This window comes from Mucilaginibacter gilvus (assembly GCF_004054195.1).
Lineage (GTDB): Bacteria > Bacteroidota > Bacteroidia > Sphingobacteriales > Sphingobacteriaceae > Mucilaginibacter > Mucilaginibacter gilvus.
In genome coordinates this window covers 336,911-360,940 of sequence record NZ_SBIW01000003.1, presented here as the reverse complement: position 1 = coordinate 360,940, position 24,030 = coordinate 336,911, and the positions used below count along the sequence as shown (strand labels likewise).

General features: G+C 46.3%; 21 protein-coding genes. 11 read left to right on the top strand and 10 right to left on the bottom strand.

Features of this window, described 5'->3' with window-relative positions; translation table 11 throughout:
• Window positions 1–14 precede the first annotated feature (14 nt).
• A complete protein-coding gene (locus tag EPL05_RS07555; protein ID WP_128533341.1) occupies window positions 15–4,181 on the bottom strand; it encodes a beta-propeller fold lactonase family protein in 4,167 nt (1,388 codons plus the stop codon).
• Window positions 4,112–5,068: a beta-propeller fold lactonase family protein gene (locus EPL05_RS07550; RefSeq protein ID WP_128533340.1), complete on the bottom strand. Its 957-nt coding sequence runs from the start codon at window positions 5,066–5,068 to the stop codon at window positions 4,112–4,114. Before EPL05_RS07550 ends, EPL05_RS07555 begins: the two co-directional genes overlap by 70 nt.
• Window positions 5,069–5,268: 200 nt before the next feature.
• On the opposite strand from EPL05_RS07550, the gene EPL05_RS07545 reads away from it, so the two are divergent.
• Window positions 5,269–6,378 (top strand): SGNH/GDSL hydrolase family protein, encoded by a 1,110-nt coding sequence (locus EPL05_RS07545; protein WP_166727662.1) that lies wholly within the window; start codon window positions 5,269–5,271, stop codon window positions 6,376–6,378.
• Window positions 6,379–6,384: 6 nt separating this feature from the next.
• Here the strand turns inward: EPL05_RS07545 and EPL05_RS07540 are convergent, their stop codons facing one another.
• The gene (locus EPL05_RS07540; protein WP_208394700.1) at window positions 6,385–7,482 is read right to left on the bottom strand and encodes a bile acid:sodium symporter family protein; all 1,098 of its coding nucleotides are present in this window, start codon (window positions 7,480–7,482) and stop codon (window positions 6,385–6,387) included.
• A gap of 85 nt (window positions 7,483–7,567) precedes the next feature.
• Here EPL05_RS07540 and EPL05_RS07535 point away from each other — a divergent pair, with 85 nt between their 5' ends.
• Together EPL05_RS07535 and EPL05_RS07530 are read left to right on the top strand one after the other, a co-directional pair.
• On the top strand, window positions 7,568–8,200 hold the full coding sequence (locus tag EPL05_RS07535) for an HAD family hydrolase (RefSeq protein ID WP_128533338.1): 633 nt from the start codon (window positions 7,568–7,570) through the stop codon (window positions 8,198–8,200).
• A gap of 5 nt (window positions 8,201–8,205) precedes the next feature.
• Window positions 8,206–8,682: a DinB family protein gene (locus EPL05_RS07530; protein WP_128533337.1), complete on the top strand. Its 477-nt coding sequence runs from the start codon at window positions 8,206–8,208 to the stop codon at window positions 8,680–8,682.
• Between the two features lie 114 nt (window positions 8,683–8,796).
• Here EPL05_RS07530 and EPL05_RS07525 read toward each other — a convergent pair whose 3' ends face one another.
• The gene (locus EPL05_RS07525) at window positions 8,797–9,969 is read right to left on the bottom strand and encodes a proline dehydrogenase family protein (protein ID WP_128533336.1); all 1,173 of its coding nucleotides are present in this window, start codon (window positions 9,967–9,969) and stop codon (window positions 8,797–8,799) included.
• A gap of 171 nt (window positions 9,970–10,140) precedes the next feature.
• Here EPL05_RS07525 and EPL05_RS07520 point away from each other — a divergent pair, with 171 nt between their 5' ends.
• From EPL05_RS07520 to EPL05_RS07510, 3 genes are read left to right on the top strand one after another with little or no spacing between them, the layout of a single operon-like run.
• Complete coding sequence (locus EPL05_RS07520; RefSeq protein ID WP_128533335.1) at window positions 10,141–10,347, top strand: RNA-binding S4 domain-containing protein; 207 nt, start codon at window positions 10,141–10,143, stop codon at window positions 10,345–10,347.
• A gap of 1 nt (window position 10,348) precedes the next feature.
• The gene (gene aroB / locus EPL05_RS07515) at window positions 10,349–11,407 is read left to right on the top strand and encodes a 3-dehydroquinate synthase (protein ID WP_128533334.1); all 1,059 of its coding nucleotides are present in this window, start codon (window positions 10,349–10,351) and stop codon (window positions 11,405–11,407) included.
• 4 nt (window positions 11,408–11,411) lie between these two features.
• On the top strand, window positions 11,412–12,305 hold the full coding sequence (locus tag EPL05_RS07510; RefSeq protein ID WP_128533333.1) for a sterol desaturase family protein: 894 nt from the start codon (window positions 11,412–11,414) through the stop codon (window positions 12,303–12,305).
• A gap of 11 nt (window positions 12,306–12,316) precedes the next feature.
• Here the strand turns inward: EPL05_RS07510 and EPL05_RS07505 are convergent, their stop codons facing one another.
• Complete coding sequence (locus tag EPL05_RS07505) at window positions 12,317–13,540, bottom strand: dicarboxylate/amino acid:cation symporter (RefSeq protein WP_128533332.1); 1,224 nt, start codon at window positions 13,538–13,540, stop codon at window positions 12,317–12,319.
• 176 nt (window positions 13,541–13,716) lie between these two features.
• On the opposite strand from EPL05_RS07505, the gene EPL05_RS07500 reads away from it, so the two are divergent.
• Entirely contained in the window at window positions 13,717–14,295 is a 579-nt protein-coding gene (locus tag EPL05_RS07500; protein ID WP_128533331.1) for a nitroreductase family protein, read from the top strand.
• A gap of 268 nt (window positions 14,296–14,563) precedes the next feature.
• A complete protein-coding gene (locus EPL05_RS07495; RefSeq protein WP_128533330.1) occupies window positions 14,564–15,370 on the top strand; it encodes a murein L,D-transpeptidase catalytic domain family protein in 807 nt (268 codons plus the stop codon).
• 124 nt (window positions 15,371–15,494) lie between these two features.
• On the opposite strand, the gene EPL05_RS07490 is transcribed toward EPL05_RS07495, so the two are convergent.
• Window positions 15,495–17,051, bottom strand: coding sequence for a L,D-transpeptidase family protein (locus EPL05_RS07490; RefSeq protein ID WP_128533329.1), 1,557 nt, complete (start codon window positions 17,049–17,051; stop codon window positions 15,495–15,497).
• A gap of 108 nt (window positions 17,052–17,159) precedes the next feature.
• Between EPL05_RS07490 and EPL05_RS07485 the strand changes: the two genes are divergently transcribed.
• Window positions 17,160–18,176: a glycosyl hydrolase gene (locus EPL05_RS07485; RefSeq protein ID WP_128533328.1), complete on the top strand. Its 1,017-nt coding sequence runs from the start codon at window positions 17,160–17,162 to the stop codon at window positions 18,174–18,176.
• 3 nt (window positions 18,177–18,179) lie between these two features.
• Complete coding sequence (locus tag EPL05_RS07480; protein ID WP_128533327.1) at window positions 18,180–18,692, top strand: DinB family protein; 513 nt, start codon at window positions 18,180–18,182, stop codon at window positions 18,690–18,692.
• 175 nt (window positions 18,693–18,867) lie between these two features.
• Here the strand turns inward: EPL05_RS07480 and EPL05_RS07475 are convergent, their stop codons facing one another.
• Window positions 18,868–19,497 carry an HAD family hydrolase gene (locus EPL05_RS07475; RefSeq protein WP_128533326.1) on the bottom strand — a complete coding sequence of 210 codons (630 nt, stop codon included), beginning with the start codon at window positions 19,495–19,497 and terminating at the stop codon, window positions 18,868–18,870.
• A 135-nt stretch (window positions 19,498–19,632) separates the two neighbouring features.
• Here EPL05_RS07475 and EPL05_RS23930 point away from each other — a divergent pair, with 135 nt between their 5' ends.
• Window positions 19,633–19,806, top strand: a complete 174-nt coding sequence (locus tag EPL05_RS23930; protein WP_166727661.1) for a hypothetical protein — start codon at window positions 19,633–19,635, stop codon at window positions 19,804–19,806.
• Window positions 19,807–20,010: 204 nt separating this feature from the next.
• On the opposite strand, the gene EPL05_RS07470 is transcribed toward EPL05_RS23930, so the two are convergent.
• The 3 genes from EPL05_RS07470 to aroA all read right to left on the bottom strand — a co-directional run bounded on the left by EPL05_RS07470 (window position 20,011) and on the right by aroA (window position 24,011).
• Window positions 20,011–21,258: an MFS transporter gene (locus EPL05_RS07470; protein ID WP_243837246.1), complete on the bottom strand. Its 1,248-nt coding sequence runs from the start codon at window positions 21,256–21,258 to the stop codon at window positions 20,011–20,013.
• 208 nt (window positions 21,259–21,466) lie between these two features.
• Entirely contained in the window at window positions 21,467–22,558 is a 1,092-nt protein-coding gene (gene aroC, locus EPL05_RS07465) for a chorismate synthase (protein WP_128533325.1), read from the bottom strand.
• An 82-nt stretch (window positions 22,559–22,640) separates the two neighbouring features.
• Window positions 22,641–24,011: a 3-phosphoshikimate 1-carboxyvinyltransferase gene (gene aroA / locus EPL05_RS07460; RefSeq protein WP_128533324.1), complete on the bottom strand. Its 1,371-nt coding sequence runs from the start codon at window positions 24,009–24,011 to the stop codon at window positions 22,641–22,643.
• Between the last annotated feature and the right edge of the window lie 19 nt (window positions 24,012–24,030).

Below are 24,030 nucleotides of genomic sequence, written 5' to 3'. Positions count from 1 at the left end.
GGCCATTTGGAACATCAACGCACGAGCGCTACCCAGCCGCTCATAACGGGTTGTCCGTCTTTGCGATTTATAACGTAATAATAGGTGCCGCTGGGTAAAAGAATGTTCTTGAGTCTGCCATCCCAGGGCACGCCATACCCTATGGATGAATACACCTTATCGCCCCACCTGTTTAATATGTTCACCGTGGACTTGGGGTATCCCTGCAAAAACTGGAGGTTCCAGGTATCGTTTATGCCATCGCCATTGGGCGTAAAAGTATTTGGGATAGATACCAGCGCTACTGATGGCCCAATGGTTAACACACCCGGCAGATAGCTGAAAGTGTAATTTAAAGCAGCCGCGTCGCTGGCAATTATGGGATAATCTCCCGCCTCGGATGCGGTGGTCGCGCTGGTAGACACACTCGGTTGCCGCGAAAGTTTTGTGGCGTTATCGTTATTTACAAAACCGCTGTAACTTACGGTGAGTGAAGGGTTTACTGCGCCGAAAGCTTTGGTTTTATTATCGGCTGTAATAATCAGCGGGGCGGGCGTCACCGTACTATTGGGCATTACCACCGTTGCAAATGTAGCAGCACCCGTGCTTACTAAAATATCGCCCCCATAAGTACCAACTGTCGCTTTTGATGTCAGCCTGATATACACCGGCGTTGCCGGAATGGTGCCTGTGCCGGCTACGGTAGCCGTGCTGTTAAACGTAAGGTTATCCGCACTCACTTCAAAACCGGCAGGTTCGGCAATTGAAACGCCCGAAATAATATTTGTACCCGATACAGTGAAACTCTCTGATGACGAAGGTGTGCCGTATATGGTAGTTAACGGCAAAAGCGTACCCGATGCCGATAAGGTGGCTTGCGGCGGGGGATTCACGGTGATGGTAAAACTAACCGGGTCGCCGGCGCAATCTACACCGGGGGCTATAAAATTACCGAACGATACGGGTGAATGGCCAACCACAAAGGTATAAAGCACCTGGTTTATAGCGGTGCCGATAACTGATACCGTCCCCTGCGCGTTAGGGGTTTCGTTTGCTACATACACAAAATCACCATCAGGTGTTACCGATATACCTGTGGGAGAAACACCAACAGCTATGGTGGCCGCTACAGCATTATCTGAAGTGTTGATCACCGAAACATTGTTATCGCTGGTATTTGCTACGTATAGTTTACTGCCATCTGGTGTTATGGTTATCCCATGAGGGGTTTTGCCAACTAATATTGATTTTACAACGCTATTGGTGGTTGTGCTTATAACCAAAACAAAATTATCGTAAGTCCCAAGCGTTACTGCATACAACAGTGCCCCATCCGGGCTTACGGCCATTTGAGACGGCTCGCGCCCGGCGGTTGGTATATTAGTTACCAGGGCGTTATTAACCGTATTGAAAACCGAAATGGTTTGGCTGTTTTGATTGCCCACATACAGCCTGCTGCCATCAGGGCTTATAAGGGTAAACGTAGGATAAATACCTACGGGTATGGTTGCCATAACCGAATTTGTTGACGCGTTTATGACAGATACGTTATTAGATTCTTCGTTGGCTACATAAATACGGCTACCGTCCGGGCTTATGGATATCCCTAAAGGATGATCGCCAACCGGGAAGGTTGCAATAACATCGTTTGTTATTGTACTGATAACCGACATCGACTTATCGAGAATGTTGGATACATAAACCCTGGTTCCGTCGGGGCTAACTACCACGCCATAAGGGTATTGGCCAACCGGGGTGGTTTTTACAATCTGCCTGTCTGCCGGGTCAACTACCGATATGGTATTATCTAAGGCGCTTGATATATAAGCAAAACCCTTAATTTTTGGCGTAACGGTAATTGTGGCGATAGCCTGGCCGGTACCGGTATTACTGGCGGTGAACGCAGAAATATCGCCTGTGCCGCTTGCAGCCAAACCAATAGACGGGTTGTCGTTTGTCCAGGTAAAGATATTGCCTACGCCCGTAAAACTAACAGGCTTCGTCATCGAGCCATTATCAACAACCTGGTTGCCTGGATCATTAACGGCAGGCAAAGCATTAATAAAAGCAGCAACACGAACAGTAGTATTTTCTGCGCCAACCGAACTTAAAATAACGTCACCCGAGATAGTGCCCGGGGTATTGGAAGCTACTGAACGTACGTATACTACCGTGTTGCTTACCTTTCCGTTGGTTTGGGGCATGGTAACGGCAGTTCCATAACCGCCATTAGCCGTCAGCGATATTTCGAACCCTGCCGGTGCATTGCCCGTTATACCTGCTGATAAATTGGTACCCGATACCTTAAACTGCTGTGTATTGGTCCCCGACGATACATTGCCTGAACAGACAGAAATGGTACCCGTTGCCGGGGTAGCGGTAATAAGTGGGATGTTAGTAGAGTTTACGGTTATCTTAAAATCAATTGGCTGCCCGTCGCAACCGGGGTTTTCCTTTATAAAATTACCCATCACTAACGGAAACTTGCCAACAGTAACTTTACCAACAACAGCATTGCTGGCCGTATTCACTATCGTCAAATTATTTTCAAAATCATTGGTTGTAAGTAACAGCTGGCCATCGGCAGATATTGCGAACCCTGTCACTTGTGAGTAAGCAGGTGTTCTGGGTTTAAATGTACTTGTTGGTATGTCCATTACCAACCCCGTGTTACCATACAGCGTATTTCCGTCGGGGCTTATGGCTAAATACCGAAGCCCGTACGGGGGTTTTATTTTTGTTTCTAAAGAATTTGTGACTGTACTATATACCAGGATATCGTCAAAACTGGGGGTCGAAATATATAACTTACTGTCATCCGGACTTAAACAAAAGTCTAAGGCGGGGCTGTTCATAATGGTCATAGTTGCCACAATGGCGTTCGACGCCACATCTATCACAGAAATGGACAGGCTGCCATAATTTAAAACATAAAGCCGCGTACCATCATGACTTACGATGAGCCCATTGGGGTTTTCTCCAACAGTTATAATATCCAGCGTTTTAAAAGTTGCGGTGCTAATAATCGCTACCTTATTGGTGCCGTTATTTGCCACATATAACCTGCTTCCGTCTGGCGAAACGGTTATCGCCGACGGGTTCTGCCCAACTGTTATCGTCTTTATCACCGTGTTTGAAAAAGGGCTGATCACCGATATGTCATTCGAGTCATAATTACTGACAAATACCATGCTCCCGTCGCGGGTAACGGCTACACCGTTGGGGCTTTTACCAACCGGGATGGTTTTTAATACCCTGCTACCGGCAATATCAACCACCGAAACAGTATTGTCGTTGAAGTTTGTAATATAGGCCAACTGCGCCGGCACGGGCGTTACCCTAATGTTGGCCACAACCGGGGTGCTACCGGTATTGATAGCCGTAAAAGATGAAATATCCCCCTCCCCGCTTGCCGCAAGGCCAATGGATGGGTTATCATTTGTCCACCGGTAAATATTTGCGGTGCCTGCTAAATTAATGGCCGGCAGCGTTTCGCCTTTAGCAACAATTTTGTCGCCCGGGTTATTCACCGCGGGCAATTTATTTACCCAACCGTTCACACCCACGTATTTTACAGGCGTGCCCGTCGATGCCAAAGCCACCGTACCGGATATATAGCCACCGCTTGCCGTGGCGGCAGATCTTATGTAAACCCGCACCTCGCCTACGGTACCACCACTCTGCAGAACACTCACCGAATTTGCGTAGCCGCTTGCCGGGGCAAGTGATAGCTCGAAACCCGTTGGGGCGGTGGCAGTAATATTATCAGTTAAGCCCGTGCCTGTTACTTTAAACTGCTGTATAAACGGGCTTGCAGAAGCCGCGCCAATACACGAAGAAATATCACCGCTAACCGGGCCGTTGGTTATGGTGGCAGTTGATGCCGGGTTAACCGTAATAGTAAACGTTACCGGGTCGGCCGTGCAGGGCTGACTTTTTTTAATAAAATTACCAACCGGTGCCACACCAACGCCGACGGATATTTGCCCGCCGTAGGAGAAATCGGCATTATAATAATTTACGTTGCCACTCTCACCATCGGTAATGTAAATAGTACCATCGGGAGCAATAGATATGCCTTGCGGCCGGGAGGGCGTCGACCGGGTGGAAACAGTGCCGGTAACAAGGTCTATTAAGCCGTTGCACCCGTGGTTAAGGTTACATAGGCTTTGCTGCCATCGAAAGATATCGCTATCCCCCATGGATTTGAGCCTACTTCTATTGTTTTTTTTATAGTATTGGTTGCTGCGTTAATTACAGTTACCGTTGTCCCGGCCCCGTTGGTTACATACAGGGTTTTCCCGTCGGGGCTAACAGCCAGGAAGTTGGAGAATTTCTCCACCGGAATTGTGGCAATTACGCTGTTATCTGAAAGCGCTATAACCGATACCGAACCCCCGTTTGTATTTGCGACGTATAATTTGCTGCCATCGGGGCTTATAACCACCCCTACCGGCGTTTGCCCTGTAGGGATAGTGGCTATCACCTCATTATTTGCTGCATTAATTACCGATACGTTATCCGACGTGGAATTTGCTACATAAACGCGGCTCCCATCTGCGCCAACCACTATCCCACGCGGGCCTTCTCCAACAAAAACAGCTGCAACTACTTTATTTGTTGCCGTACTGATCACCGAAACTGTGTTTCCGGTAGCATTAACGTTAGAATTTGCGACGTAAACAAAAGTACCCTGAGGATTTACGGCAACGCCGAATGGCGAATCGCCCACGGGTATGCTTGCGACTACGGAATGAGTTGCAGTGCTGATAACCGAAACACTATTTGTGGAGCTAATAGGAACATACGCAAAATCGGATGCCATAGGCTCGGCCGTAAAAGTGGCTACAACCGGGATCGGAAGTGTATTGATAGCTTTAAAAGACCCTATATTGCCGGTTCCGCCTGCGGCAGCCAGTCCAATAAAAGGGTTGCTGTTGGTCCACCGGTAAACGCAGTTTCCGCCCGGGAACACCACCGGTTTGGTGAAATCCCCTGTGGTTACGGTTTGGCTTTCCTGCGCCTGTACGCTGCCAGCAATAAGGAAGAAAGCCGTTGAAAAAAATACGACAAGTAAAAGTTTCCTCATGCAGTAAGGTATAGGTGCATACAAATCAATCTTATCCAAATTTAAAAATATTCGGGATAATAAATCATATTAACTAAGTCGAAAAAACGCGCTCACTTAAATTCGTGGTACTTTTTTAGCATTTTGTTTGTAAATGAAGCTACGCGTTTGGGTTTACCATGCGCAGGCATTATACTTGTATCCACCAATTATTTACACCTATGGCAACCCGGCTGCATTTATTTATACTTGCGTTTATCGCATTCTCAGTTAACGGAATATGCAATGCGCAATCTGTCGCCAAAACAGATACCCTTACAGCCATTCAATTAAAGCCATACGGTCGCTATATGTATAACCAGCAGCACAACCTGGAACTGATAAGTTCGGCAGTGCATTTTGGTGTTAGTTTTACCGGCGAAGAATGCGCCGTATACGTCAGCCTTGCCGATACCAACGCGCATAATTACCTGCAATACGAACTGGATGGCGTGTACCAGAAAAAGCTGCGCTTCAATGGAAACTCAAAGGCGCCCATCGTAATAAGCGCCACGCCCGGCAAGCATACCATCTGGTTCTATAAAGCCACCGAGGCACATACCGGGGCAATAATAATAGAGAAGGTTGCGGCAAATAAAGTAACGCCGCTATCGGTACAAAAACTACCCTTAATTGAATTTATTGGTAACAGCATAACCTGTGGCGCCGCGGCAGATGCATCTGAGGTGCCTTGTAGCACCGGCTCCTATCACGATCAGCATAACGCTTATATGGCCTACGGCCCAAGGGTAGCCCGGGCACTGAAGGCCAATTTTGTTTTAAGCAGTGTAAGCGGCATCGGTATTTACCGCACCTGGAACATGGATAGCCCCTCTATGCCGCAGGTTTATGAGAATGTAGATTTCCAGGTGGCCCAGCAACAAAAATGGGATTTTAATACCTACAGCCCAAAAATTGTAAGCATCGCCTTAGGCACTAATGATATCAGCAGAGGCGATGGCGTACACGCGCGCAAACCTTTTGATACCGCGGTTTATGAAGCTCATTTTGTCAAATTTATTCAGTTGGTAAAAACTAAATATCCAAAAGCGCAGATAGCGCTATTGAGCAGCCCAATGGTAAAGGGTGAATCGGGTAAGATCTTGGAGAACTGTCTAAGATCCATCAAAACCAAAATCGACGCCCTTTACCCTAAAGATAAGCCCGTTGCCACCTTCTTTTTCCCGCCGATGGATTCGCACGGATGCAGTGGGCACCCCAGTGTGGAGGACCATGCTATTTTAGCGGAGCAGCTTAACCCCTTCTTCAAAAAACTGTTAAAAGATCAATAAGGGGTATCAATCCGCTTTTACCTCACCATCCTCTTTGGGTGGCCTGCCATGCCACCAGGTAGATAATGAGGAGCCGGAAATATTCATTACCGGGCCAAAGATAACAGCGGCCAGCCCAACCGTGCCCATTCCACCCATCAGCAGGGCTAAACCTGCGGCGAGCCCGCTGTTTTGCATCCCTACTTCCAGCGATATGGTACGGCAATCCTTTTCTTTAAAGCGTAGCAGACGGCTAAACCAATAACCCAGGGTATAGCCCAAAACATTGTGTATAAACACCGCTACAAATAATAAAAAGCCCACCTTAATGAGGCTATCGCGCCCGGCGGCGGTGATCACCACAATGATGAGACCAATGCCGGCCATGGAGATCACGGGCATCAGCTTATCCAGCCATTTTAAGCGGCCACGCACCAGTTTATCAAATAACAGCCCGGCGAGTATCGGGATAATCACTACGCGGGTGGTGTCCCAGGCCATATCCCAAAAATGCACTTCGATGAACTTGCCAGCCAATAAACGCATCAGCAATGGTGTAAATAAAGGTGCCAGTAAAGTTGATACCGTGGTTACTGCTACCGATAACGCCAGGTTTGCCCTCGCTAAATAAGCCATAACATTAGAGGCCAGCCCGCTGGGGCAGCAGCCTACCAAAATAATACCCGCTGCAATTTCATTGGGGAAATGGAAGATATTGGCCAGCCCGAACCCGATCAAAGGCATAATGGTATAGTGGCAAATTACCCCGACTAATATGGCTTTGGGCATTTTAACAATGCCCGCCAGTTCTTTAAAGCTCAGCTCCGCGCCCATGCCAAACATAATTACCTGCAACAGCGGAATAATGAGTAACGACAGTTTAAACCCGCCCACCTGCCTGAAATATTGCGGATAATACATCGCCACAATAAAGGCCGCGAAGATCATCATGGTGAACGAAAAGCCTTTTAGTTTTGGATAGCTTCTGAACGAAATACCCACCGATACAAAAGCGAGTGTAAGCATCCAGCCGGCAACCGGTTTTTGTAAAACGCTGAGGATGATAAATGCCACCAGGCAAAGTAAAGGTATGAGTAATAATTGCCCGTTTTTGCTGCTTAGCATTGCATTAAAGGTTTAAATTTGGCCTTGTGCGCAACAGAATTTTAAAGCCGTTTGCACATATTTGCCATCAAATTACAAAATGTTTATGGAAAACATCAAAAACATCATATTCGACTACGGTAACGTTATCTTCAGTATTGATTTTCGCATCGCGCAGCAGGCTTTTAAAAAACTGGGCGTTACCGATGCCGAGGGCTTCTTCGGGCATCGCCAACAGGACCAGATCTTTGATAAATTCGATCGTGGCGAGGTTACCGCCACTGAGTTTCGTGCCTATGTAAAAGAGAAGATAGGCAACCCGGATGTTACCGACCAGCAGATCACCGACGCCTGGAACAGCCTTTTATTGGGCATCGCCCCCGGCAACCACGATCTGTTATTGAAACTGAAAGACAAGTACCGCACTTTTCTGCTCAGCAATATCAATGATATCCATTACACTTATATCATGAAGTATCTGAAGGATGAATTTGGTTTTGATGATAACGAGCATCTCTTCGAGAAAACCTATTACTCGCACCTGGTGGGCAAACGCAAGCCCGAACCGCATATTTTTGAACAAGTGCTAAAAGAGAACAACCTTATTCCCGCCGAAACGTTGTTTATTGACGATAGTCCGCAGCACCTGGAGGCAGCCAAAACGTTAGGCTTAAAAACCTTTTTAATGACCGCGCCCGATACCCTGCAGGCCTTCGCCCAACGCGAACATTTAATTTAGCACCCATGTACACCACCCTGCTGCACCAATACCAGTTAGTACTCTCTGCCCGTACGGCTTTGTTTGATTATTGCGAAACGGTAAAAACGGAAGACCTGCTTAGGCCGCTCGCAACCTTCAACAACGAAAGTATGATAACCCAGTTGATGCATGTGGCCAACTGCTACCTGTTTTGGTTATCAAAATCTATTATGCAGCAACAGCGCCCGTATTTTAAAAACGAGGAGCATCAGAACCTGACCGCTGTGCGCAACGCATACGGGCAGGTAGACCTTGTGATGAATGATTTTCTGCATCATTTTACCGATTCACTGGGCCAGCAAATTCTTATTACCCGGCCCGATGGCAGCCAGCTTACCCGGTCACCATTTGAAATTTTCACACATGCCATAACGCATGAATTTCACCACAAAGGACAGGTAATGAATATGAGCCGTCAACTGGGCTATATCCCGGTGGATACGGATGTGGTAAGGGAGTAGTTTTGATTTCGGATGTCGGATTGGGGATTTAGGATTTGTAACACGTTCAAAATGAATCTCCGTTAAATCCTGCTCCAAATAAATCCGAATTCCAACATCCGAATTCCGAAATTTTTACGAGTTTCTTCTCTTCTTCTCCTTAACAATCAAACTCAGCTCGCGGCTCATTTGCCCGGCAATAGCGGTGTTTTCCTGCGCCCGGCGGAATAAGTATGGCAGTACGGCCTTTATTGGTCCGTAAGGCACGTATTTGGCTACGTTGTAACTACCATCGGCCAGGTTGAAGCTCAGGTTATCGCTCATGCCCAGCAGTTGAGAAAAATATACGTGGGGGTTATTGTGGGCTATTTTCTTCTCGTCGAGCAGGTCGGCAAGCAGGCGGCAGCTATCTTCGTTATGCGTACCGGCTACAATGGCTATCTTATCTACATGGTCGGCACAAAAAACAAGCGCGTCGTTGTAATCGCGGTCGGTAGCGGCTTTATCCGGCTGTATGGGTGACGGATAGCTGCGTTCTTCTGCACGTTTACGTTCCTTTTCCATATAAGCGCCGCGCACTATTTTGGCGCCTAATATAAAGCCTTCATCCTCGGCAACGGTAAAATCGGTAATAATGGAAGCCAGCTTATCGTGGCGGTACATTTGGTAGGTATTGTAAATAATGGCCTGTTCTTTATTAAAAAAGCGCATCATGTTAATAGCCAGGTGGTCTATGGTTTTTTGGATCCAGCTTTCTTCGGCATCTATCATCACAGGCACGCCTTCGCTATGTGCCATTTCGCAGATCTCCAGCACACGGTCCTGAACTTTTTGCCATTCTATCTGCTCGTCCATGTTCAGCTTCAGGTTCTCGTCCAGTTTCTCCAACAAAGAAAAGCGGCCCACGCCTGTAACTTTAAATACAGTAAGCGGGATAGCCTTATCTTTAGATGCGCGAACGATAGTGCGGATGATCTCATCGCGGGTGTTATCAAAAACAGACTCATCATCCTCCCCTTCTATCGAATAATCGAGGATGGTACCCACACCGCCATCAGCCAGGTTTTTGATGGTTTTGTTGCATTCCTCAATGGTTTCGCCGCCGCAAAAATGCTTGAATATGGTGGCTTTGATGATGCTTTTGATCGGCAGGCCAATCTTCATAAAAAAGTTGGTGATGGGCGGGCCTATCTTCACCAAAAAGTTCACGTTGATAACCTTAAACAGCCAGTAGGCACGGCTAAGGTCGGTATTAGTGGAGTGTTTAAAAGCGATCTCGGTATTTTCGAAGGAAAGTTTGTTATTCATCTATAGTTCATGGTTGATGGTTCATGGTTCATGGCAGAAGTTTAGTGGGACAGGGCCGCTACAATCGCAAACCCAAAAGCGCTATGAACTATCAACTATGATCTATGAACTAAAATGCAAAATTATAAAATGATAACCCATTATTGCACGAATAGTTTATTTTTGCCACCCATGATTGAATTTAAGGTAATCGGCGACTATATCCCCATGATACAACTGCTAAAGGCGGCCGGCCTGGTACAAACCGGCGGCGAGGCCCAAATAGCTGTGCAATATGGCGAAGTAAGCTATAACGGCGCCATAGATTACCGCAAACGCCTGAAAGTTAAACCCGGCGATTTGGTTGAATTCAGAGGTCAGCAGATCAAGGTGATATAATATGGATACGATACAAAGCGACGGCTACCAGATATTTTTCGAAGACAGTTTAACCCAACTGGTTAATTTTATAAAAGAAGGCAAATACTCACGCAGTTTTGTTTTAACCGACGAGAACACCGCGGTGCACTGCCTGCCCCTGTTACAGCAATACCTTGCCGAAGCGGATAATTTCGATATCATTGAAATAAACGCGGGCGAGGAAAGCAAGAACCTTGATTTTTGCATAGGCGTTTGGAAAATGCTGATAGATTTTGGTGCCGACCGTAAGGCCCTGATGATAAACCTTGGCGGCGGCGTAGTTACCGATCTTGGTGGCTTTGTGGCCTCTACCTACAAGCGCGGCATCGATTTTGTGCAGGTGCCTACTACCCTGCTTTCGCAGGTAGATGCTTCTGTTGGGGGGAAAACCGGTGTAGATTTGGATAGCATTAAAAACATTATCGGCACTTTTACACAGCCAAAAGCGGTATTTATGGTGGCGGATTTCTTTAAAACCCTGCCCGAACGCCAGATCCTTTCCGGCCTTGCCGAAATGTTGAAACACGGCTTGATCTGCGATGCCGCTTACTGGGATAAACTAAAAACCAGCGACCTGAGCCTGCCAGCCATCGAACTGGTACACCGTTCTGTAGAGATCAAAAACGAGGTGGTAATTGAGGATCCGCACGAAAAAGGCATCCGCAAGGCTTTGAATTTTGGGCACACCGTTGGCCACGCCGTGGAAACTTACTCTATGCTGAACGATAGCAACCCGCTCACCCATGGCGAAGCCATTGCCGTTGGTATGGTATGCGAGGCCTGGTTATCCAATAAAAAAGTTTGCCTGCCTGATGAGCAACTGGCGGAGATAGCTGAAGTATTTGGTAAACTTTATCCTAAACATTCTATCGCCGATGATTGTTATCCTGCATTGTTCCAACTCATGCAGAACGATAAGAAAAATCAAAACGGCCAAATAAATTGCACCCTGCTGACAAGCATTGGGCAATACAGTATTGATAATATCTGCACGGAGCAAGAACTTTGCGACAGTTTGAGATATTACACTACTTTATAGAAAAATGCCCCCTTTAAATGCCCGAAACGAAACTGTAGCGATACTGGTAGGCTTGCTGGTGGTCCTTACTTTAACCGAGATGTGGTTTAGCTATCGCGAAAACCGGCATTACTACGAAAAGAGGGACACGCTCACCAACCTATACCTTACTACGCTTGCTTTTTTCATGAACCTGCTGGTAAACGGCATGGCTTTCTTTCTGCTGAACTATGCTTACCAGTTCAAGTTCGTTCAGATCAATAACCTGTTTGTATATTGGTTTGTGCTGATAGTAGCGCAGGATTTTTTGTACTGGGTGCTGCACTATACCGGGCATTATTGTCGGCTGTTTTGGGCTATGCACATAACCCACCATTCCTCGGAGCATTTTAATTTTAGTACGGGTTTCCGTTCCACCGTGTTCGAACCGTTGTACCGCACTTTCTTTTATATGCCGCTGGCGCTGTTTGGCTTTAGCGCGGTGGATATTTTATACGCCTACCTGCTTACCCAATTATACGGCAACCTGGTGCATACGCAATACCAAATACCGCTGCCCAAATGGTACGGCTATATTTTTGTAACGCCTGCGCATCACCGGGTGCATCATGCAAGCAACATCCCCTACCTTGATAAAAACATGGGGATGATGTTTATCATTTGGGACAGGCTTTTCGGCACCTTCCATGATGAAGACCTTGCCGAACCCGTAAAATACGGCCTCACCCATCAACCCGAAGATCTCGGACCGGTAAACATCCTCTTCCACGAATGGAAAGCCCTTTTGCATGATGTAAAACATGCGCCGGGGTTAAAGAATAAGCTTTTGTATTTTGTTAACCCACCGGGCTGGAGCCATGATGGAAGTACACAAACGGCGAGGGTGATGCAACGGGAATATAAGAAGGGGGAAGTTTAATCGCTTAGCGTTTACCCCTCTTCGGCCACCAATTTACCTTCCGCAAACCGGGTTATCATCATAGCGGCTATGGTATCGCCGGTAGCGTTCAATAAGGTTGCCACAGGGTCTATCAACGTGCCGATGATGATGGCAGGTGGTAATGCCTCCGGCGGGAAACCATAGGCTGATATAAAAAGCAGTTCGCCAATGTAGCCACCGTTGGGGATACCACCTTCTACAATGCTTACCAAAACTGTCATCCCTAATGCCAGCACAATTACCCCAGGGCTATCAAAGCCTTTGCCGAACATGGCGAAAACAACCGCCATTTTTAATATAGAGGAAATACTGGAACCATCTTTATGCAATGTGCCACCCAATGGGATTGTGATACCGGCTATTACGTTGCTCACGCCCATTTTCTTGGCCGCATCTAAATTTGCAGGGATGGTAGCAATACTGCTGCAGGTTGCAACAGCAGTGGCAGATGGGATAATATTATTACGCCAGTACCGCCTGATACCGCTGACACCGCCTGCTACAAAAGCGTATAGCGAATAAAACACAGCGTATAAAAACAGGCTAACCCCGTAACCGATCCCTAAAACATGGGCATAAGTACCAAATAAGCTCGGCCCGAAAACAGCCACCTGGTAAGCAAAGTATGCGCCCAGGCCAACCGGGCCGGCTTTCATTATAATGATGAACACTTGTTTGAAAACCTCGTTACCGGAATTTAAGAAACCGGCAAACGCTTTACCTTTATCGCCCGACCGTAATGCGCCGAAGCCCACTAATATGGCAAAGATGATCATGGCCAGCATGTTCTTGCGCGATAAGAGGTTGAAGAATTCGCTGGTGGTAAATAACTGCACAACAGAATCGCCGGTGAATTTTTTGCCGGCTTCGCCTGATATATCCACTGATGCTGCACCCATGCTGTTGCCAATCGGCAGGATCCATAAGGCGATAATGGTTAATATAGCGGCCACCAATACAGTTCCCAGAAAAACCGCGGTCATTACACCCATAATTCGGCTTAGCTTTTGCGTGCCCTGCAGGTTGGCTATAGCCGAAGCAATAGCGAAGAAAACCAGCGGGATAACCGCTACAAACAGCAGGTTAAGAAAAATATCGCCGATGGGTTTTAATACTTCCGCATTTTTGCCAAGTACAACGCCCACTACAGAGCCGACGAGGATCCCGGTAAGCAGCCAAATTATCCCGCTATAATTTTTTATCCAGTTATTCATATATACAGTAGTGCGGGCCGTAACCGGCATTGGCGAAAGGTAAAAATTTTATCGCATTAAATTGCGGCTACCGCTACCCTTCTAAGGGCTTTTTAAATTTGACAATTCTATAAGGCTTTTTTGGCCCAATCAAAGCCCATTTTTGCTACTTTTGCGCCTCAGCACAATAATATACTATGGAAACTACTTTCGCAACCATTGCCAACAATATCAAGGCACGCCGCACCATCAAGCCGTCTACCATGAACGGTAATAAAATACCAAACGGCCACGTGGCCTCTATTTTGGAACTGGCCGACTGGGCACCTACGCACGGTTTAACCGAGCCTTGGCGTTTCATTGTATTTGAAGAGCCTTTGAAATATTGCGCGCAGCACGCCGAGATCTACAAAGCCGGCACTACCGAAGAAACTTTTAACGCAACCACATTCGCTAACTTAAGCAGCCAGGGTAATAACACATCGCACGTGGTAATCGCTTACCAAAAACGTGGCGACCTGCCAAAGATCCCGCAATTTGAAGAAGTTATAGCAGCATCATGCGCGGTGCAAAATATGCTTTTAGGTGCTACTGCCTTAAACATCGGCGCATTTTGGAGTACAGGCGGCATGGCCTTAAAACCTGCATTTGCAGAACATTTTGGCTTGGGCGCAGAAGACAGCGTATTAGGGGTTATCTATTTAGGTTATACCGAAACCCAGCCTGCCGGTGTACGCAAAACTCCGATTGAAGAAAAGATCACCTGGAATAAATAACAACAAAACGCCGGCTTCCCACGTATAAAAAGCCTCATTCAATTCCTTATTTAAGATGGAATTGAATGGGGCTTTTTGTTTTTTATTAAAAGACATGAATTAACCAATTTGAAACAAATTATCCTTAAAGTATACGATTGCTTTGCAATGACAATATTTTTACCTATATTGCGTATATTTGTTCTAACAAATCACAATTTGTAAACCAACAAACCCTGCTCCTGCGTTCCCTGACTTGATTAAATTATTGGATTAAACCGTATAAATTATGAAAAAGAATCTTTGGTGGACTATCTGCGTTTTATTGTTAATTTCTACAACTGTTATCAGCTGGAAACCTTCAAACGCGTTAAAAAATATTGAAGTAAAATCGGCAGTTACGTTAGGTGCGAAAGAATATTTTGCGCAATACGTAAACGATATTTACCAAGCTGCGCAACTGCAGCAATCGGGTATGGATGTTGCCGTTTTTCAGAAAGCGATCACCGGCTATTTAAACCTGAAACTGGCCAACAAACTGCCCAAAAACAGCAATATTATAACCGTGATCGATTTTAATAAGTCGAGCCGCGAAAAACGGATGTGGATTATCGACGTGGTTAACAAAACACTGTTGCTGAACACTCTTGTTGCTCACGGACAAGGCAGTGGTAATGATATGGCTACCGCTTTTTCAAACAATAACGAATCGCACCAGAGCAGCCTTGGTTTTTACTTGACCGATGATGTTTACTTTGGCAAACACGGTCGTTCGTTACGCCTTAACGGCTTAGACGAGGGCATCAACAGTGGTGCTTTAACACGTGGTATTGTTGTACACGCCGCTGACTATGTGAGCCAGGGTACTATTAACGCTATTGGCCGCTTAGGCCGTAGCTTTGGTTGCCCGGCAGTAAGCCCTGCCGTGTCTGACATGGTTATCAACACCATTAAAGGACATTCAATGCTATTTATCAATGGTAACAGCAGCAACTATACATCTAAATTTTTGGATGAAAGTGCTCCTTTAAACTACCTGATGCCTGCCGGTAACAATACTGCGACAGTAGATTCGAGCCGTGTTGCCAGCCTTTAATAGTACTAATCAATTATAAATAAGAAGCCCGGTATCATCTTTGATGCCGGGCTTTATTATTTATAAGGATCTCATAGATTAGATTTTCATTCTTATCTCAAATCTAATATCTAACGTCGCCTATCTACAATTTCGCCAACTGATCTGTAGTTGGTAAAAACTTTTGCAGATGGCCGTATAGTACAATATCTAACCCATAAACATCGGGGCGGAACTGGATAATGCCGCTGCTATCTGCCCAACAGGTAACATAGGTAATGTACACCGGCATTTTGGTGGGCACACCAATGGTGGTTGGTTCCGGGTTATCTTCACCCATGGCTTTGGAAATTCTATCAAATGTAGCACCTTGTCCAAATAATTGTTCGGCCAGGCCTTGCGGGTTGCCGAGACGTACACAGCCATGACTAACCGCGCGCATTGCCCAATTGAATGGCTCCTTAGCCGGGGTATCGTGCAGGTAAACGCTGCTTTTATTATTGAAAAGGAATTTGATCTTCCCTAAAGCGTTGTCATCGCCCGGGCGTTGTTTAAACTCAAATTTATCTTTCGGAGCCGATGCCCAGTCTATAGTTTCAGGATTTTCTATCTTCTTGCCATTCTCGTAAGCATCAATATTCTTATTGTCAAGGTAGTACGGGTCTTTAGCGGCTTCTACCATTATTTCTTTACTGGCTATGCTCTCAGGTATATTCCAAACCGGGTTAACCTGTACGCTGTGGATCATACTGTTCAACTGCGGGGTTTCGCGGCTGAATGGACGGTCAATTTTATCGCTTTCGTCATAATCTACCAGTGAATTTTGTTTATCCTTATTACGCCCCTCGCCTACGCATACCTTCATATTAAGCACCGATTGGCCGTTTTCCATTACATCTAAACGGTAATCAGGAATATTCACGATCACGTACTTGGCCTGGCTTGGTTTGTTCTTCCAACGCAGGCGCTCCATGTTAGCAACGAGGTAACGAGTGGTTTCCTCTTTGCTCATACCCGGTGCTGTGCTGCCATCGATTAAAGCTTTTTGTAAGGCTAAATATTGTGGGTCTTTAGGCTGGATGCTATCCAGGTAAGCTTTCATGTTAGTAATGTAAAATACCTTGGCCATCCCTGCGCTATCAGGGCGTTTAGTTTCGGTAAAGTAGCGCTCGTATATTTTACGCGGGCTTAAAATACCGTACTGTAAAGCGTTAGAATAATTTATGAGCGAATTTGCCGTAGTGATCTCCAGCAGGGCGATATCGTGGTAAGCCTCATTAATGTTCTTGATAGCTTTTTTATCCTGGAATTTATCAACCAGCGCCTTTATTTTATCGGCGTTGAACATTTTTGGATCCAACCCGTGCTGGCTTACTTTTTCGAAGTAATTGGCGGTAAGGTCTACATCACCGTTGAAAATATGATCCATAACAAAGGCGGGGTCATAATCGTTTTGCTCGTAATAAGCAGTGATGAGGTTTGGGTTGGTCATGTTTTTGCGTTCATCCACCAAAACCTGTTTAAATACATCAGCAAGGCCCTCGGGGGTGGCATCTTTAAAAACCTTGTTCTTGGTTTTTTTGTAGAGTTGAGCGCCCAGGTCCGACCGGCTTTTTTTACAGCTCTGGCACACCAACAACAAAGCTGCAAACAAGAGCAGCGCGGGCATAAAAGAGATTTTTTTTAAGTTGAAGTTTATCATCGGTATGAATTATAATATATTAATTTTGATTGCATATAGCAATAGCTATACCACAATTCTAAATTCATTTAAAACGTTTATTTCCGGAGATAAAGCTTGTTAAACCCTATGAGAAAAATAGTATTCCTGATCCCCTTCTTACTCCTTGTTGCCTGCAGCCCAATGGCGCAAACTTTTAAGCCGGTAAACAAAAATGCCAGTAAAGAAGCTACCGACCTTTTGGCTTATCTGTACGAAATAAATGGTAAGCACATCCTATCGGGTCAGCATAACTACAATAGCGATCTGAACGTATTTTCCGATTCGGCAAAGGCCATTACCGGCAAGTATCCGGCACTTTGGGGTACCGATTTTATTTTATGGGGTGATAAAGACCTCGGACAGAACATTGTGAACGAGTCTATCAAAAAATCGCGAGAGGGCTATTTAGTTACCCTGATGTGGCACCAGGGCAGGCCTATTGATAACCCGCCCTACGGCTGGAAGGAAAGTGTGCAAGGGAAATTAACACCTGCGCAATGGACGGAATTAACTACACCCGGCACCGCGTTAAACAAAAAATGGATGGCCCAAATAGATGTTATTGCCGGCTATTTGAAGCAATTACAAGATGCTAAGGTACCTGTGCTTTGGCGCCCTTATCACGAGATGAACGGCGTTTGGTTTTGGTGGGGAAATAAAAAAGGGCCTGATGGCGTTGCTAAGCTTTACAAAATGATGTATGACAGGTACACCAATTACCATCATTTAAATAACCTGATTTGGATATGGGGGGCCAACAGCCTGCGCGATATCCCTGAGGATGAGGCATATCATTATAAAGATTATTACCCCGGGGCTAATTATGTAGATATTTTAGGCACCGATGTTTACCACTTCGATTACGAGCAAAGCGACTATAACGAATTGCTTGCACTGGCTGCAGGCAAGCCCATTGCGTTGACGGAGAACGGCGAGATCCCTAATCCACAGGTACTTAAGGCGCAGCCAAAATGGCTTTGGTTTATGACATGGACCAGCTGGCTTTGGACAGATAACCCCAAAGGGCGCGCAAAAGAAATTTACAACCTGCCGCAAACGCTTAACCATGATGATGTGAAGGATAGATTGGCCACCAAGCCATAACCCATGAGCACCCAACCCGAAGTTTGGCTGCGCGGCCCCCTGCCCGATATCCCTGTTTTATTGCAGCCGGTAGCACATGCCCTATTGCAGGCGTGCGAAGAACTGAACGAATTGATGGTAGGGTTCCCCGATGAGTTATTGTGGGAGAAAGTTGTCGGTATGGCATCACCGGGCTTTCATTTGCAGCATTTAACCGGCGTGCTGGACAGGCTTTTTACTTATGCACAAAATGAAATGCTTACCCCAAACCAGCTTGATTATTTAAGCAAAGAGGGCAAGCCGACCAGTAAAATATACACTACCCCATATTTGGTAAATGCTTTTAACAAGCAAGTGGATGCGGCGCTAACTCAATTAAGCAGTGTCGATACAGCTTCTCTAAACGATTACCGGCCCGTGGGCAGGAGCAAGTTACCGTCTACGGTTATCGGGCTTTATACACACTCGGCAGAGCATACTATGCGGCACTTGGGGCAGTTGATTGTTACGGTGAAAGTGGTGAGGGGTGAATGGTAAGTAGGGAGTAGATTAATAGCAACAACAAATAAACACTACAGTAATTTCGATAGAGCACGTGGCGAAAGAGAAAACTTAGACGCCCTGTAAGGAGCATTCCGATCATGCATTAGCGTTAATGTGTTAGCGTAGAAGATTTCTCGTCGCTGCACTTACCTCGACATTTTTCTTAACTCTACCTCCCTACTATCCTTACTACCTCCTTATAATCCTTCCCCCTGTGCGTTACAGTTGCCTCGGTATGCTTATCACCCGGGTCGAAAAGGAAAGTGTCGATGCCCAAATCAATTGCCGCTTTTATTTCTGATTTGGGATCATCCCCTATTACTAAAACATCCTCAACAGTGTAGCCATTATCTGCCATGATCATCCCGAAAACATCCTTTTTGGTTTGGGTAGACTTTTCCGGATCTACAATGTAAATCCCTTTAAAATCGGCCTCGATGCCCAGCATTTTAACCTTACTCAATTGTAGTTTGGTAAAGCCGGTTGTTACCAGGTATTTATCAATATCTATTGATCGGATATCTGCATACTCGAGGAAAGCATGCATGGCATCGGTAAACTCAATGTTATTAAGCAGCTCCATACCTTTTTCCTTAAGCTGTACGCTAAAACCAAATTCATCGGCTACGTGCTGGTAAGGGCGGCGGGTAAGTTCGTCTTTAGCTTTATTAACCATATCGCCGTCGCCGGGTTCCAGCTGCTCGTCAATCAGTTTAAAAAGTTTACCGAATAGGTGGTTAGCGATGGAATCTACGGGATAGATGGTGTTATCAAGATCGAGGATGAGTACGCGTTTCATAAGCGGCAATATAGGCTATTCTGTTTATTCATATATAGGCTAAATAATAATGCTACAGGTAAAACCTTTTCATCAAAGCCGGGTTATGGCATAAGATATTTATAATTAGTAACTTACAACAACACCCACCCTATCATGACAAACCCATCCGCCCCGAAAAGAATCACCTGGATAATTGGCTTAGCCTGCGGCATTGCCGGTATTATTGGCCATTTAATAGCAGTTCCATATTTAACGATATACAGCTTTACGCTGGTAATGATCGGATTTATATTGCTTGCCGTGGGGACGACTTTTCGGGGGTTGTAAACTTTTCGGCAAACCGCTTGGTAAGTCGACTCACCCCGACGGCACTTCGTGCGTCGACCCTCTCTACCTGCGGTAAAGAAGGTTAAGAAAAATTTTAATCACAACCTCCCCCTCTTTCGGAACGAGAGAGGGGGAGGTTGTGGATCGATTGGCAATGCGGTATTTTGCGCAACATCTACGACAGTCAACCTCCCAGATCCTTTCCTACTCCTGCATCTCCTCTTTGGCCAGCTTAATATCGGCCACTACTTTGGTTTCGGCATTAAAGCGATACATGAGCAACACGCCTATGGTAACGGCCGCACAAATACCACCCAGCAACCACCATAATACCCGGAAACCGCCGTGCTGTATCACCTGGCTGCCCAAAGCGGGCGCGATCACCTGCGCTGCCGACCACGACATGGTATACAGGGCCGCGTACTGCCCGCGGTTATGTTCTGATGAGCGCGTTACCCAAAAGGAAGTACCAAAGGGCATGCTCAGCATTTCGCCAAAGGTGATAATAACCACCACCAGCAAACCCGCCGCTACGCCGGGCGGTAAAAAGTTGAGCAATACGTAGCCTATGCCCGTAACCGCAACCCCGCTGGCGATGAAAATTAAGGGGTGCTTTTTACCTTCGAGGTAGTTTATCATCACCATTTCTACCACTACTATCAGGATGCCGTTGAGGGCAAGTAAAAAGCCAATAAGGCTTTCGCTGAAATTCCATTCGAGTTTATAAAACACCGGTTCCATTAAAAAGAACTGGAAGAAGCAGATGTTGAAGAAAGTGGTGAGGCCTATAAACAACAGGTAAGTTTTATCCTTATAGGCCGAAACGGTTGCTACGGCGGTACTTATCACCTTTGCGGCCTTGGTGAAGCTTGAACGCGGAATAAGTTTCAGCAGCATCAGCGCAGCAAGGATATTGGTGCAGCCATCTACCCAAAACAATAAATGGTAGTTGATGCCTGCCAAAGCGCCGCCCGTGCCCGCACCAACGGCCCAGCCCAAATTTACGGCCAACCTGTGTAAGGAATAGGAACGTGTCTTATTTTCGGGCTTGCTGTAATAGGCAATAGCCATAGAATTTGCCGGGCGGAAGGATTCGTTACAGAAACTCAACATAAATGCCCCTATAGCCATGTGCAGAAACGTGGTTTGAAAACCCAGCAGGATAAACATACAGCCGCCGGCAAGCAGGGTGCCTGTTTGCATATCGTAAAAACCTATCCTATCGGCCAGCCAACCGCCGATGTAAGCGCCGATGATGGAACCCAGCCCAAAAAGAGCCATAATAATACCTGCCTGGCTAACCGTGAAATGCAGTTGATTGATGCAGTACAGCGTAAGGAAAGGCACCACCATAGTCCCTGCCCGGTTAATAAGCATCACAATGCTTAAATACCAGTTGTTGCGGGAGAGCCCGCTATAAGCGTTTTTGTAAAGCTGAACAATTGATGGCACGGCGGACAGGGTTTTGAACGGTAAATTTATAGAATAGGCGTGCAAATGATTGTTATCCTATGGCAATAATTGCATAAACATGTGGAAGCGTACCTACGGCACGCAGGAATTCTTTTCTGTCTGGCTACAAAGCGGTAGCTCCTGACGGAGCATTTTTTTGAACTCGAATTAAAATTTAGGCTTTCTGCTTTAGACTTTTTGCTTTTAGTTATAGCCTTGAATTCCTGTTTCTCAACCAATGATCGGCTAATACCAACGCGGCCATGGCTTCTACAATAGGTACGGCGCGGGGAACCACACATGGGTCGTGGCGGCCTTTGCCAGAAATTTCGGCGGCATTACCTTCGCTATCAACTGTTTGCTGATTGTGCATGATGGTTGCCACTGGCTTAAAAGCTACCTTAAAATCGATAGGCATACCATTGCTGATGCCGCCCTGAATGCCGCCACTGAAATTGGTGATGGTAGTTACTTTACCTGTCTCGCTCTTTACAAAAATGTCGTTATGTTCCGAGCCGCGCATTTCGCTGCCCGAAAAGCCTGAACCAAATTCAAAACCATGTACGGCGTTGATGCTGAGCATTGCTTTACCAAGGTCGGCATGGAGTTTATCAAAAACCGGGTCACCAAGGCCAACCGGGCAATTTTGGATATGACAACTTACTTTACCGCCAACGGTATCGCCCTGCTTGCGAATTCTGTCGATAAATTCTATCATCTCTTCTGCTGTAGCCGGATCGGCACAACGGACAATGTTCTTTTCTCTTTCGGCTAAAAACTCCTCGGCGCTGGTAATGCTCACATTTGGCGCGTCTATTTTACCAACGCTACTTACGTGGGCCAGTACTTCGATGCCTTGTGTTTTCAGCAATAGTTTTGCCAGTGCGCCAGCTGCAACACGCGCCGCGGTTTCGCGGGCAGATGAACGGCCGCCACCACGATGGTCGCGGATGCCGTATTTGGTTTGGTAGGTATAGTCGGCATGCGATGGACGGAAAACATCCACATTATGCCCATAATCTTTAGAACGCTGGTCTTCATTCGGAATGATCATAGCTATTGGCGTCCCGGTGGTTTTCCTTTCGAACGTACCCGAAAGGATCTTCACCGTATCGGCCTCTTTGCGTTGCGTGGTTATTTTACTTTGGCCGGGCTTGCGTTTATCCAGTTCGCCCTGTATGTAGTCGAGGTCTACAGTTAAGCCCGCCGGGCAGCCATCTACTATTACGCCGATAGCCTCGCCATGCGATTCGCCAAAAGTTGTTATCCTGAATAATTGCCCGAATGAGTTACCTGCCATGTGGCCCCCTAACCCCCTGAAGGGGGAATGTTTTGTATTGTGAATTTATAAATTAAGCCCGATTAAAACTCCCGCTCCCCCTTCAGGGGGTTGGGGGGCTCGCGTTAAACCCCACCTTCGCCAGATCGGTCCAAAATGCCGGGTATGATTTTTCTACCACGTCGGCATCTTCAATTTCAAGTTCTGGTATAAGTATAGCCAGCGGCGCGAAGGCCATGGCCATGCGGTGATCGTGGTAAGTGCTTACAAACATGCGCTGCGGCAATTGCTTTTCGCTGCAATCCAGTTTGTAAACCTGCCCTTTTTCTATCAGTTTAACGCCAATTTTTGCCAACTCGATTTGCAGGGCCAATATCCGGTCTGTCTCTTTAATTTTTAAAGTTTCCAGCCCGGTGAAGGTTGCCTCATGGCCTAAAGCAGCACACACTACTATAACGGTTTGCGCCAGGTCCGGGCATTCCTTCATATCAAAGATCTTGCGGAAGATTGCCTTAACTTCTTTGGTTAAATGCACGCCGCCATCTTTAAACTGCGAAGTGATGCCAAAGTTGGCCATGATCTCGGTGATAACGCTATCGCCCTGCAGGCTGTAAGAGGTTAGGCCTGGCAGAAATAATTCCGACTCATCACTTAGCGCCGCTATAGCGTACCAGTAAGATGCCGCGCTCCAATCCGGTTCGATGTGTAACGATGTGGTTGCAAACTCCTGATTTGGTATAGAAATAACGTTCCCCTCCCAGGTGTGCAGTATATTAGCCTCCTTAAGCATAGCTAACGTCATTTCTACATAAGGGCGCGAGGTTAACTCGCCTTCGATATGTAATTCCAAACCAAAAGGCAGCTTGACAGCGATGAGTAATAGCGCAGTGATATACTGACTGCTGATATTACCTTTTATACTGATCTTACGAGTTTGCTGCTCAAAGCTACCTTTAAGTTTGATAGGGGGATACCCCTCCTGCTCTTCATAATCAATTTGGGCACCCAACGTCCTCAGCGCATCAACCAATACACCTATTGGCCTTTGCTTCATCCTCTCACTGCCTGTTAATATTACTTCTTCATTCCCGATGCCATAGTACGCCGTTAAAAAACGCATGGCCGTACCAGCAGGACCGATGTTGACGGTTTTTGGTTCATGGTTAATAGTTGATGGTTCATAGCCTGAAGACGAAAGATTCTCATCTATTACTTCTACCTCATGCACTTCATCTGTGCCCACAACTACCTCCGGGCTTTCAACTTTCGACTTTTGACTTTCGACTTTTGACTTCCTCAGAATCCCGGCTAATAAAACGGCATCGGCCGCATCGGATACATTTTTCACTTTTACCTTACCATCGCTCAGCGCCTCAATGATCAATGCCCGGTTACACTCACTCTTTGATCCGGTGAGTTGTATGGTTCCATTGGCCGATCTGCCTGTTTTGGTAAGTATGATGTTATGCTTCATTTTAAATCGTTTATGCCTC